Origin of the sequence: Massilia timonae CCUG 45783, from assembly GCF_000315425.1 — a bacterium.
Lineage (GTDB): Bacteria > Pseudomonadota > Gammaproteobacteria > Burkholderiales > Burkholderiaceae_D > Telluria > Telluria timonae.
The window spans coordinates 170,482-182,985 of the sequence record NZ_JH992922.1 but is presented as its reverse complement, the minus strand read 5'-3'; the positions used below and the strand labels follow the sequence as shown (position 1 = coordinate 182,985).

The following is a 12,504-nucleotide window of genomic DNA, read 5'->3' as shown; positions in this document are numbered from 1 at the left end:
ACTATTACTGGTACATGGTGCTCGATATCTTCAGCCGCAAAGTCGTCGGGCATGAGGTGCACGTGGCGGAATCGGCGGAACTGGCTTCACGGTTGATGCGCCGCACTAGCTTGGCCGAGGGGCTGGCCGGTCGTCCACTGGTGCTCCATTCGGACAACGGCAGCGCCATGAAGGGCGCCACCATGTTGGCCACGTTGGAACAGCTGGGTGTGGCGCCCTCGTTCAGCCGGCCACGTGTAAGCAATGACAATGCATACGCCGAGTCGCTGTTCAAGACCTGCAAATATCGCCCAGATTACCCGAACAAGCCATTCGGAAGCCTGGAAGAGGCGCAGGCATGGACGCAGAAATTCGTGCGTTGGTATAACCACGATCACAAGCACAGCGGCCTGAAATTCGTGACCCCGGCACAGCGCCACTGCGGGCAAGACGCGGCGATTTTGAAGCTTCGTGAGCAGGTCTATCACGAGGCTAGAAAGCGCAACCCGCAGCGCTGGTCGCAGGGCACCAGGAACTGGGAACTTGACGATCAAGTCTGGTTGAATCCGGAACGGATTCGGCCAGAAGCACTACAGCAAGCAGCTTGAGATGACGCGACAACTACGTTGACAAACACCGTGAATGCAATCGGTCCAATAGGAATATTATTTTCTTCAGATCGTAACGTGGGCCCATGTGAGTTCCTAATTACTGCGAGGTGACTATCGAGAAGGCAATACTTCTGGTTATTCGTATCTGAGACAGTCTACGGGCAAGAGTCGCGACGCCCTGCGCGCCGGATAAAACCCGAAGAACATCCCGACCGCCGTCGCGAACCCGCACGCGATCAGCATGCCCGACAAGGTCAGGTAGACCTCGAAATCCGCGAACGTCGTGATGAGCGCCGCGCCGCCGGCCGCGATCGCGATCCCGACCAATCCACCGGCCAGGCAGATCACCACCGCCTCGGCCAGGAACTGCAGCAGCACGGCGTTCGGGCGCGCCCCGATCGCCATCCGGATGCCGATCTCGCGCGTCCTTTCGGTCACCGACACCAGCATGATGTTCATGATCCCGATCCCGCCCACCAGCAGCGAGATCGCGCCGATCAGGCCGAGCAGCAGGGCGACGCCGGCGCTGATCTTGTTGGCCGTGTCGGCGATCTCGCTCAGGTTCTGGATGCGGAAGTCGTCCGGATCGTCGACCCGGATCCGGTGCCGGTCGCGCAGCACTTCCTTCATGTCCTCGATCGCATCGGTCATCACCACGTTCGGGCGGCCCTGGGCATTGATGTAGTGGACGTTCTGCGGGAACGGCGACTTGACCAGGTGGGCGCTGGGCGCCGTGATCGGCACCACGATCTGTTCCGACAGGTCGGTGCCGTCGGGCTGGCGGCCTTCGCCGGCCAGCACGCCGATCACCTGGAACGACACGTTCTCGATGCGCAGGTAGCGCCCGAGCGGGTCGGCGCGGTAGAAGAACTGGTCGGCCACCTTCTGGCCGATCACCGCCAGACGCGCGCCGGCGCGCACGTCGGCCTCGCCGAACAAGGTGCCCTGGTCGACTTTCCAGTTACGGATCGTGAACATGGCCGGGGTCACGCCGAGCACGGTGCTGCTCAGGTTTTCGTTGCCGGCGCTGACCTTGAAACTGCCCTGCAACGCGGGCGCCGCGCCGGTCAGGCTGGGCAGGGCGTTCAGGGCCTCGGCATCGCCCCGGGTCAGCACCGCGACCTTGCCTTCGCGGGCGCGCTGGGCCGCGGTGCGGTCGCCGCCGGGCATGATGTAGACCATATTGGTGCCCAGCATCTGCAGCTGCTTGCCGATGAAGCGCTGCATGCTGTCGCCGAGCGCCAGCAGCAGCACGACGGAGGCGATGCCGATCACGATGCCGAGCATGGTCAGCGCGGTGCGCAGGCGGTTGGCCGCCATCGAGCGGAACGATTCGATCAATACCTGGATCGGGTTCATGGCGCGACTCCGATCTGCACGCCCGCGAACTGGCGCAGGCCTTCGGCGGCCGGCCCGTCGTACAGCACCCGGCCATCCTTCAGGCGCACCAGGCGGCGGCTGTAGGCGGCGACGTCGGCTTCATGGGTCACCAGCACGATGGTGATGCCGCGCTCGCGGTTCAGTTGCTGGAAGCTGTGCATGATGTCGTCGCTGGTTTGCGTGTCGAGGTTGCCGGTCGGTTCGTCGGCCAGCAGCAGCGGCGGATCGGTGGCCAGCGCGCGCGCGATGGCGACGCGCTGCTGCTGGCCGCCCGAGAGCTGGCTCGGCGTGCGCTGTCCCAGCGCGCCCAATCCCACCCGTTCGAGTTCGGCCATGGCGCGCGCATGGGCCTTGCCGCGTCCCACGCCGCCGTAGATCAGGGGCAGGGCGACGTTCTCCGCCACCGACATGCGCTTGATCAGGTTGAAGCTCTGGAACACGAAGCCGATGGTGCGGTTGCGGATGTCGGCCAGTTGCGGACGTCCCAGGCTGCGGGTGTCGACGCCGTCCAGCAGGTAAGTGCCGCCGCTGGCCTGGTCGAGGCAGCCGAGGATGTTCATCAGGGTCGACTTGCCGGAACCCGATGCGCCCATGATGGACACGAAGTCGCCGCGCTCGACCGTCATGTCGACGCCGTGCAACACCGGCGTCTCGACGCTGCCGCTGAGGTAAGTCTTGGTGACGCCGCGGATGTCGATCAGTGGCCCGGTCATTGGTTCTCCGGCTGGGACAGCGCACGAGTCACCACGCGGTCGCCCGGTTTCAGGTCGCCCGAGAGCACTTCGGTGTAGCGGAAGTTGGAGAGTCCGGTACGGATGTCGACCGGCTGCGGCTGGTTCATCGCATCGAGCTTGTAAATCTTGAACATGCGCGCGGTCTCGCTGGCGCTGCGGAAGGCGACGTCGTCGTCCTGGGCGGCGGCCGGCGCCGGCTTGGCGGCCACCTGCTTCACGTCCTTGTCCGTTTCCTTCACTTTTTTGCGCTCGGCCGCCTGCTCTTCTTCGGACAGGCGGAAGCGCAGCGCCGTGGTCGGGATGCGCAGCACGTCGGGGCGGTTCGCCACCACCAGGCGCACCTGGGCCGTCATGCCGGGCTTGAGCAGTTCGTCGGCGTTGTCGACGTCGAGCACGACGTTATAGGTCACGACGTTCTGCACCACGTTCGGCGCCAGGCGGAACTGGCGCATGGTGGCGTTGAATTCGCGGTCGGGATAGGCGTCGACCACGAAGCGCGCCGGCAAGCCGTCCTTGAGCAGGCCGACGTCGGCTTCCGACACGCTGGTGTCGATCTGCATCTTGGTCAGGTCGTTGGCGATCTGGAACAGGTTCGGCGTGTTGAACGAGGCCGCCACGGTCTGGCCCAGGTCGATGGTGCGCTTGATCACCACGCCGTCGATCGGCGAGCGGATCACGCTGTTGTTCAGGTCCGCCCGCGCGCGCTCGAACTGGGCCTGGGCCAGCTTGAGGTTGGCGGCGGCGACGTCCATTTCGCGCCGCGACTGGTCGAGCGCCAGGCTGGAGACGAAGTTCTGCGCCACCAGCTGCTCGTTGCGCTTGTAGGTGGCCCGGGCCAGCTGCAGGTTGGCGCGCGCCGAGGCGATGCTGGCTTCGGCCTGTCCCACCTGGGCATTGAAGATGGTCGGCTCCAGCTTGAGCAGCACCTGGCCCTTCTTGACGCGGTCGTTGAAGTCGGCGTGCAGCTCGGCCACGGTGCCCGAGACCTGCGAACCGACGTTGATCAGGGCCACCGGATTGATGGTGCCGGTGGCGGTCACGACCTGGTTGATGGCGCCGCGGTCGACCGCCGTGCTGCGGTATTTCGACGGCGGGATGACGTTGTCCCTGGGCTTGAGCAGCACCGCGGCGGTCGCGACGGCGACGAGGAGGGCGGTGGCGATGACGATGCGTTTCTTGGTAAAGATTTTCATTGGTTCCAGGCAAACGAACGTTGTAACAAACGTCGAGTGTGATGCTTCGTTACAAGATTAGCAAATGCAGATTGCATGATCGTGGCATGCATATATGGGAAGAACCACTTGGGTCCCCGCCTTCGCGGGGATGACGTGCTGTGTAATCCGCTAAAATGGCGCATTCTTTTCATTTACCAACCCGCATCATGACTCAAGACGAACTGAAACAAGCAGTGGCGCGCGCCGCCATCGATTACGTGGTCGACGGTGAAATCATCGGCGTCGGCACCGGCTCGACCGCCAACTTCTTCATCGACGAACTGGCGAAGATCAAGGACCGCATCAAGGGCACCGTGGCCTCATCCGAAGCCACCGCCGCCCGCCTGCGCGGCCACGGCATCCCGGTGTTCGACCTGAACGACGTCGAATCGATGGCCGTCTACATCGACGGCGCCGACGAGATCAACGCGCAAGGCGCGATGATCAAGGGCGGCGGCGCGGCGCTCACGCGCGAGAAGATCGTGGCGTCGGTGTCGAAGAAGTTCGTCTGCATCGCCGACGGTTCGAAGCTGGTCGACACGCTGGGTAAATTCCCGCTGCCGGTCGAGGTGATCCCGATGGCGCGTGCGGTCGTGATGCGCAAGCTGGCGGCGCTTGGCGGCCAGCCGAAGCTGCGCCTGAAACCCGGCACCGACCAGCCTTTCATCACCGACAACGGCGGTGAACTGATCGACGTGGCCGGCCTGTCGATCACCGATCCGGTGGCGCTGGAAGAAGAGATCAACCAGATCACCGGCGTGATCGCCGTGGGCCTGTTCGCCAAGGCCGGCGCCAACGTCTGCCTGCTGGGCACGGCGGAAGGCGTCAAGACCCTGTCGCTCTGACCGGAGAGTTGCCATGAAGCGCGCGTGGATTGCGGCGGCCGTCCTGCTGGGCGGTTGTGCCGTCGCTGGCAGCGGGGTGGATCTGTCGGAGCCGGCCGTGACGCCGTCGCCCGACGTCGTCGAGATCCAGCGCGTGCCGTTCAAGGTCGGCGTGTCGTCGACCACGGTCGAGCAGCTGGCCAGGGCGCAGGCCTGCGCCAGCGAGCAGGGCGCCGGCCTGATCACGGAGCCGGGGCCGATCGAGGTCTACCGGATGCAGTGCCAGGATGGCAAGGTGTTCATGGCGCGCTGCGAATTGCGCCAGTGCCGCAAGATGTAAAAAATCCCGCTGACGGCAGGCGCCGCTAGCGGGATTTTTCATGGATGATGCGCGTCGATCAGGCGGTCGGCGGCACGTAGCCCATCGCCTGGTCGGCGCCTTCGCCGAAGAAATGCTTCTCCATCTGCGTCGCCAGGTATTTGCGCGCGCGGTCGTCGGCCAGGTTCAGGCGGTTTTCGTTGATCAGCATCGTTTGATGCTTCAGCCATTGCTGCCATGCCTCTTTCGAGACCGACATATACAGCTTCTTGCCCATCTCGCCTGGGACCGGCGGGAAATCCAGGCCTTCGGCTTCCTTGTTCAGTTTGATGCAGTGGACGGTGCGGGCCATCGTGTACTCCTGTTATCCGTGACAGTCTAAAACCGGTATTATAAAGTCTTGATCAGCACCTGTGACCGGCGCTGCCAGTTGTACATGTGTTGCCGATCTTTTGGCAGATCGTCCACGGTGGCCGGCACGAAGCCGCGCTTCTTGAACCAGTGCGAGGTGCGCGTGGTCAGCACGAACAGTTTCGTGAGGCCGGCGGCGCGCGCGCGGTTTTCCATGTGCTTGAGTATGCGCTCGCCGTCGCCCTGGGTTTGCGCATCGGGACTCACCGTCAGGCAGGCCATCTCGCCCATCTTCGATTCCGGGAACGGATACAGCGCCGCGCAGCCGAAGATCACGCCGTCGTGGTCGATCACCGAGAACTGGTCGATCTCGCGCTCGATCAGCTCGCGGCCACGATACACCAGCGTGCCATCGGCTTCCAGCGGTTCGATGAGCTTGATAATTCCGCCGACGTCCTCAATTGTGGCCTGGCGCAGGCTTTCCAGGTTCTCGTGGCTGATCATGGTGCCCACGCCGTCGTGGGTGAACACTTCGAGCAGGGCCGAACCGTCCATCTCGTAGGGGATGATGTGGGCGCGGTCGACGCCGGCGTTGCAGGCTTTGATCGCGTGCTGCAGGTAGAACGCGGCGGAATCGGACAGGAAGCCCGCCTGCAGCACGGCCTCGGCCATGTGCGACGACAATTCGCGCAGCTCGGCGCCGCCGGCATCCTTCATCATCGGCGATTCGGTGATGAAGATCAGCTTGTCGGCATGCAGGGCGATCGCGGCAGACGCGGCCACGTCTTCCATGGTCAGGTTGAAGATCTCGCCGGTCGGCGAGAAGCCCAGCGGCGACAGCAGCACCAGGTTGTCTTCGGTCTGCAGGATCGGGTGGATCTTCTCGGCGGCGATCTTGCGGGTGACGCCGGTGAGTTCGAAGTCGACGCCGTCGATCACGCCCAGCGGGCGGGCCACCACGAAGTTGCCCGAGACGATGCTGATCTGGGCGTTCGACATCGGCGTGTTGGGCAGGCCCTGGCTGAAGGCGGCTTCGATGTCGAGGCGCAGCTCGCCGGCGGCTTCCTTGGCGCATTCCAGCGCGGCGGTGTCGGTGATGCGCACGCCGTCGTGGAAGCGGCCTTCGACGTTGCGCAGCGCCAGCTGCTCGGCCACCTGCGGCCGCGAACCGTGCACCAGCACGATGCGGATGCCGAGGCCGACCAGCAGCGACAAGTCTTGCGCCAGCACCGGCAGGGCGCCGGAGGCGACCAGTTCGCCCGGGAAGGCGACCACGAAGGTCTTGCCACCGAACGCATGAATATACGGCGCGACCGAGCGCAGCCACTGGACGAATTGGGTAGGAGTTTCCATTTGCCGCATTATAATTCGCTGCGCGTTGTGCGCACCAAATCCTTGTAAAAATCAATGTCTGAACAGAGTAACAAGCCTTCGCAACAGCCGGCGCGCGAAGCGAGCGCCACCGCCAACGCAGCCTCCGCCGAACGCCGTCCCCGTCGTGCACCGGGTGCACAGGGCGAGCGCGGCGAGTCGCGTCCACGCCAGGAACGCGCGCCGCGCGAAGAAGCGCCGGTGGTGCGCAATCCGCTGCCCCCGATTACCTTCCCCGAAGACCTGCCAGTATCGGGCCGCCGCGCCGAGATCGCGAAAGCCATTCTCGAGAACCAGGTGGTCATCGTCTCGGGCGAGACCGGTTCGGGCAAGACCACCCAGCTGCCGAAGATCTGCCTCGAACTGGGCCGCGGCGGCAAGGGGCTGATCGGCCACACCCAGCCGCGCCGGATCGCCGCGTCGTCGACCGCCAAGCGCATCGCGCAGGAACTCGGCTCGCCGCTGGGCGAGCACGTCGGCTTCAAGGTGCGCTTCAACGACACCTTGCAAAAAGGGGCGTCGGTCAAGCTGATGACCGACGGTATCCTGCTGGCAGAGACGCAAACCGATCCGCTGCTGCGCAACTACGACACGATCATCATCGACGAGGCGCACGAGCGCAGCCTGAACATCGACTTCCTGCTCGGCTACCTCAAGCAGCTGCTGCCGCGCCGGCCGGACCTGAAAGTGATCATCACCTCGGCGACCATCGACGCCGAGCGCTTCGCGCGCCACTTCGCCGCCAACGACAAGCCGGCGCCGGTGATCGAGGTCTCGGGCCGCCTGTACCAGGTCGAGGTGCGTTATCGTCCGATCGACCGCGACCCGGTGCCGGGCGCCCCTGCCGTCGATCCGACCAAGCCGCTGCCGAAGGCCCAGGCCGCGCGCGAGAAGCGCGACCTGATGGATGGCGTGGTCGACGCGGTCGATGAGCTGTGCCGCATCGGCTCGGGCGACGTGCTGGTGTTCCTGCCGGGCGAGCGCGAGATCCGCGACTGCGCCGAGGCGCTGCGCAAGCACCATCCGCCGCACGTCGACATCCTGCCGCTGTTCGCCCGCCTGTCGGTGGAAGAGCAGGACCGCGTGTTCCGGCCGAGCGGCAACGCGCGCCGCATCGTCCTGGCCACCAACGTGGCCGAGACCTCGCTGACCGTGCCGGGCATCCGCTACGTGGTCGATACCGGCCTGGCGCGCGTCAAGCGCTACAGCTTCCGGAACAAGGTCGAGCAGCTGCAGGTCGAGCCGATCGCGCAATCGGCGGCCAACCAGCGCGCCGGCCGTTGCGGCCGCGTGGCCGACGGCGTCTGCATCCGCCTGTTCGAGGAAGACGATTTTCAGAAGCGCCCTAAGTTCACCGAACCGGAGATCCTGCGTTCGTCGCTGGCGGCCGTCATCCTGCGCATGAAGTCCCTGCGCCTGACCGACGTCGAGACCTTCCCCTTCATCGAGGCGCCGCAGGGCCGCGCGATCGCCGACGGCTACCAGCTGCTGCAGGAAGTCGGCGCGGTCGACGACAACAACGAGCTGACCCCGCTGGGCCGCAAGCTGGCCAAGCTGCCGCTCGACCCGCGTGTGGGCCGCATGATCCTGGCCGCGCTCGACAATCACTGCCTGACCGAGATGCTGATCGTGGCCTCGGCCCTGTCGACGCAAGACCCGCGCGACCGCCCGATCGAATACCAGCAGCAGGCCGACGAGAAGCACAAGAAGTTCGCGGACGAGAAATCCGAATTCCTGAGCTACCTGAAGATCTGGGCCTGGTTCGAGGACGCGATCGCGCACAAGAAGACCAATCGCCAGCTGCAAGACAACTGCCGCGCCAACTTCCTGTCGCAGCTGCGCCTGCGCGAGTGGCGCGACGTGCATTCGCAGCTGTTGACCATCGTGCGCGAGCAGGGCTGGCGCCTGAACGAGTCGCCGGCCACCTACGAACAGCTGCACCTGGCGCTGCTCACTGGCCTGCTTGGCAATATCGGTTTCAAGTCCGAGGACGAGCAGGGCGGCGTCTATCTTGGCGCGCGCGGCATCAAGTTCCACATCTGGCCCGGCTCGACGCTCGGCAAGAAGGCCGGACGCTGGGTCATGGCGGCCGAACTGGTCGAGACCACGCGCCTGTACGCGCGCACCATCGCCCAGATCCAGCCCGAGTGGGTGGAAAAGATCGGCGGCCACCTGCTCAAGAAATCGTGGGGCGAGCCGCGCTGGGAAAAGAAGCAGGCGCAAGTCACGGCGCTCGAGCGCGCGACCCTGTACGGCATCGTCATCTATGGCGGCCGGCGCATCAACTACGGCCAGCGCAATCCACGTGAGGCGCGCGAGATCTTCATCCGCGACGCGCTGGTGGCGGGCGACTTCGAGACCCGACTGCCGTTCTACATCCACAACCACAAGTTGGTGAAGGACATCGAGAACCTCGAGCACAAGTCGCGTCGCCAGGACGTGCTGGTCGACGACCAGCTGATCGCGGCCTTCTACGACAAGGAGATTCCGCTCGACGTCGTCAACGGCGCCGGTTTCGAGAAGTGGTACAAGGACCATGCGCGCGACAACCCGAAACTGCTGTACCTGAACCGCGAAGAACTGATGCGGCACGAGGCGGCCGGCGTCACCACCGAGCTGTTCCCGAAGACGATGGTCGTCACCGGCATCGAGATGGGCCTGACGTACCACTTCGAGCCGGGCAGCGTGCGCGATGGCGTCACGCTCGCCGTGCCGCTGTTCGCGCTGAACCAGATTCCGCAAGAGCGGCCGGCCTGGCTGGTGCCGGGGATGATCAAGGAAAAGGTGCACCTGCTGCTCAAATCCTTGCCGCAGAAGCTGCGCCGCCACTGCGTGCCGCTGCCGGAATACGCGGCCAAGTTCGTCGATCGCATCCATGCGGCGAACGCCTTCGGGCGCGGCGACCTGGTCGACGTCTTGATCATGGACGTGCGCGCGCAGACGGGCGTGGCGGTGAAGACCGCTGACTTCAAGCTCGAGACCCTGCCGGCGCACATGTTCATGAACTTCAAGGTCATCGACGAGCATGGCCGCCAGCTGGAGATGGGGCGCAATCTCGCGACGCTCCAGGCCGAGCTGGGCGGACAGGCGCGCCAGAGCTTCCAGAAGATGGCGGAAGCGACGCCCTCTGCCGCCAATGGGCGTGCGCAGGCGGCGCGGCCGGTGGCGGCTGCGCCAGCGGCGCCGTCCGCGCCAGCAGGCAAAGGGAAGGGCAATGCGCCGCAGACCGCGCCGGCTTCAGCGCCTGCGCAAGAAGCGGCATCGGGCCGCCAGCACACGGGTCTCACCAGCTGGATCTTCGGCGAGCTGCCGGAGCTGCTGGAGATCAACCAGGGCAAGCTGACCCTGATCGGCTTCCCGGCGCTGGTCGACAAGGGCACCCATTGCGACCTGGAGGTGTTCGACGATCCGAACGTGGCCGCGCGCACCCACCGCGTGGGCCTGCGCCGGCTGTTCGCGCTGCAGTTCAAGGAGCAGCTGAAGTTCGCCGAGAAGAACATCCCCGGCCTGCAGGGCATGGGCATGCAGTTCATGAACATCGGCTCGCAGGAAGACCTGCGCGACCAGATCGTGGCCAAGGCGATCGACATCGCCTGCCTGCAGGATCCGCTGCCGGTCGATGCGGCGTCGTTCAACAAACGCAAGGACGAGGGCAAGGGCCGCATCGGCCTGCTCATCAACGAGGTGGCGCGCCTGGCGGGCCAGATCCTGGGCGAGTACCACGGCCTGCCCAAGCGCGTGCAGGCCCTGCCTTCGGCAGTGGCGTCGGATATCCAGGCGCAGCTGCAGGCGCTGGTGCACAAGCGCTTCATCGCCGACAACGAATATAGTCAGCTGGCGCATTTCGCGCGCTATCTGAAGGCGATCAACGTCCGTCTCGAGAAGTTGCGCGGCAATCCGTCGCGCGACGCGCAGCTGATGGCCGAGTGGCAGAACGCGGCCAGCCAGTTCCAGCGCACGCTCAAGAATATGGCGGGCAAGAACAACGATCCGCGCATGGTCGAGTTCAGGTGGATGCTGGAAGAGCTGCGGGTGTCGCTGTTCGCGCAGGAGCTGAGGACGCCGATGCCGGTGTCGGCCAAGCGGCTGCAGAAGGTGTGGGAGTCGATGTTGCGGTAATTGCTTGTGACTTGGACGGGGCACAACTGACGTTGTCCGTCATTTTTGGACGTTGTTTCACGCCCATGGCAGATGTCTGTGCGTATTAAACGGAACTTCAGTCAGTATCTGGTGTCTGCATCATATAAGCTCGGAGGACATCATCGAAAATGCTTACTTGTGCCGCGAAACCCAAGCGGCAATAAAGTAACGCATACCGTCCGTCAGTACCGGTTTAATGAAAGAAGTGATAGAAGAGGGTTCGCCACCAATGCCTGTACGGTGAAACGGCGCTACCCGTGGCGAGTTTGACGGCGACGTCAGACACTGCTGCTGGCGTCTGCTAGTGGCAGGCGGGAAAGTCACGCCTGTCAGGTACGAATACGGTCAATAGGACGATTCGGGGCAGGAAGGAATACGCTGAGCATGTTTGCTCACGTCTTCAAAAGCAGTCGATCATGTCTGGATCATGATCACGGTGGCGTGCCTTGCGAAATCGGCGAGGTATCTGCTCGCCAAGTAGAGTGCAGACTCTGCCGTCAACATGGTACTCATGGACTATGACGGCTTGGCGCCGCGGGCCTATGGTCTCGACACGAGGGGACGCTGATGCTCTCCTCGTGCCGACACCTCCTCATTCAGCCCGGCCTTATCCTATATTGCTGCCGCGGATACGGCTCAGGTCGTCGTCATCGCCCAGGTTGCCCGAGCGTGGATCGATGCTGGACCCCGGGCCCTGGTTCGCCCGCGAATCGCCCATGCCGGCGCCTGCGCCGCCCAGGCTGCTGGAACCGGCGTGCCCGGCGCCAACGCTCGAACCCATCGCGCCGCCCGCATAGGTGCTGCTTCCGGTGCCGGCGCCGCCGACCATGCCGCCCATCGGCACGCCCGGCCCCATGGTCGGTGCGCCCGAACGGTTCGGGTCGGTGCCATAGAAGCTGTGGATACCGCTGGCCCAGCTCAGGTCGCTCATGTCCGGCCAGGCATCCTTGTCGAAGCCCGGCGCTGATTTCAGGCGGTCTTTCTCGACGTTGAGCACGAAGCGCTTGTTGACCGTGTCGAGGTGCAGCGCCTGCCAGGGCACGGCGAACAGTTTTTCGCCCACGCCCAGAAAGCCGCCGAAAGCCAGCACGGCATAGGCCACCTGGCCGGTCTGCATGTCGAGCATGATTTCCTTGATGTCGCCCAGGTCTTCCTCGGCGGCATTGACGACGCTGTCGCCGATCAAGGTGTCGGCGCCCATCAGGGACGGTCCCGGACCTGCGCTGGTGCTGTCCTTGTAGATACCGTATTTATCGCGGTCTGCGTAGCCCATATGTTCCTCCTTGTCTATTGACGTTGCGAACAATGCGACAGTCACTCCGATTGGAGCAGACCCTCGCCCTACGAAGGGTTCATCATAGGACGCTACCGGATCGGGGCGCGCGCGCTAGCGTCGAGCAGGCTGGAGCCTTATGCGATCCAGCGCACAGATGAGTACGCGTGGCATGGCTAATCTGCCAAGCTATGTCTAGGAGGAAATGAGATGACCGTCATTGCACGCTGCACCAATGCCGGCCCGCTGGGCCAGCAGATCCGCACCCGTTCCTTCGTTTCGCTGCTGACGCGCCTGCTGCGTCGCGG

10 protein-coding genes are annotated in these 12,504 nt (G+C 64.5%); 4 read left to right on the top strand and 6 right to left on the bottom strand.

Going from position 1 to position 12,504, the window contains the following annotated elements; all coding sequences use genetic code 11:
- Positions 1-587: IS3 family transposase (locus HMPREF9710_RS00750; protein ID WP_005662941.1), on the top strand; the 587-nt coding region annotated here is incomplete at its 5' end.
- A gap of 138 nt (positions 588-725) precedes the next feature.
- Here the strand turns inward: HMPREF9710_RS00750 and HMPREF9710_RS00745 are convergent.
- The 3 genes from HMPREF9710_RS00745 to HMPREF9710_RS00735 are packed head-to-tail and all read right to left on the bottom strand — an operon-like array spanning position 726 to position 3,897.
- Complete coding sequence (locus tag HMPREF9710_RS00745; protein WP_005662939.1) at positions 726-1,949, bottom strand: ABC transporter permease; 1,224 nt, start codon at positions 1,947-1,949, stop codon at positions 726-728.
- Positions 1,946-2,683, bottom strand: a complete 738-nt coding sequence (locus tag HMPREF9710_RS00740; RefSeq protein ID WP_005662937.1) for an ABC transporter ATP-binding protein — start codon at positions 2,681-2,683, stop codon at positions 1,946-1,948. Before HMPREF9710_RS00740 ends, HMPREF9710_RS00745 begins: the two co-directional genes overlap by 4 nt.
- Entirely contained in the window at positions 2,680-3,897 is a 1,218-nt protein-coding gene (locus HMPREF9710_RS00735) for an efflux RND transporter periplasmic adaptor subunit (protein ID WP_005662935.1), read from the bottom strand. Before HMPREF9710_RS00735 ends, HMPREF9710_RS00740 begins: the two co-directional genes overlap by 4 nt.
- 188 nt (positions 3,898-4,085) lie before the next feature.
- Here HMPREF9710_RS00735 and rpiA point away from each other — a divergent pair, with 188 nt between their 5' ends.
- Both rpiA and HMPREF9710_RS00725 read left to right on the top strand, forming a co-directional pair.
- Positions 4,086-4,763 carry a ribose-5-phosphate isomerase RpiA gene (rpiA, locus tag HMPREF9710_RS00730; RefSeq protein WP_005662933.1) on the top strand — a complete coding sequence of 226 codons (678 nt, stop codon included), beginning with the start codon at positions 4,086-4,088 and terminating at the stop codon, positions 4,761-4,763.
- A 13-nt stretch (positions 4,764-4,776) separates the two neighbouring features.
- Entirely contained in the window at positions 4,777-5,082 is a 306-nt protein-coding gene (locus HMPREF9710_RS00725) for a hypothetical protein (RefSeq protein ID WP_005662931.1), read from the top strand.
- A gap of 58 nt (positions 5,083-5,140) precedes the next feature.
- Here the strand turns inward: HMPREF9710_RS00725 and HMPREF9710_RS00720 are convergent, their stop codons facing one another.
- Positions 5,141-5,413, bottom strand: a complete 273-nt coding sequence (locus tag HMPREF9710_RS00720) for an oxidative damage protection protein (protein WP_005662929.1) — start codon at positions 5,411-5,413, stop codon at positions 5,141-5,143.
- 38 nt (positions 5,414-5,451) lie between these two features.
- A complete protein-coding gene (gene argA / locus HMPREF9710_RS00715; RefSeq protein ID WP_040774841.1) occupies positions 5,452-6,765 on the bottom strand; it encodes an amino-acid N-acetyltransferase in 1,314 nt (437 codons plus the stop codon).
- Positions 6,766-6,819: 54 nt separating this feature from the next.
- Here argA and hrpA point away from each other — a divergent pair, with 54 nt between their 5' ends.
- Positions 6,820-10,902: an ATP-dependent RNA helicase HrpA gene (hrpA, locus tag HMPREF9710_RS00710; RefSeq protein ID WP_005662925.1), complete on the top strand. Its 4,083-nt coding sequence runs from the start codon at positions 6,820-6,822 to the stop codon at positions 10,900-10,902.
- Positions 10,903-11,530: 628 nt separating this feature from the next.
- Here hrpA and HMPREF9710_RS00705 read toward each other — a convergent pair.
- Entirely contained in the window at positions 11,531-12,196 is a 666-nt protein-coding gene (locus HMPREF9710_RS00705) for a PRC-barrel domain-containing protein (RefSeq protein WP_005662923.1), read from the bottom strand.
- Positions 12,197-12,504 lie beyond the last annotated feature (308 nt).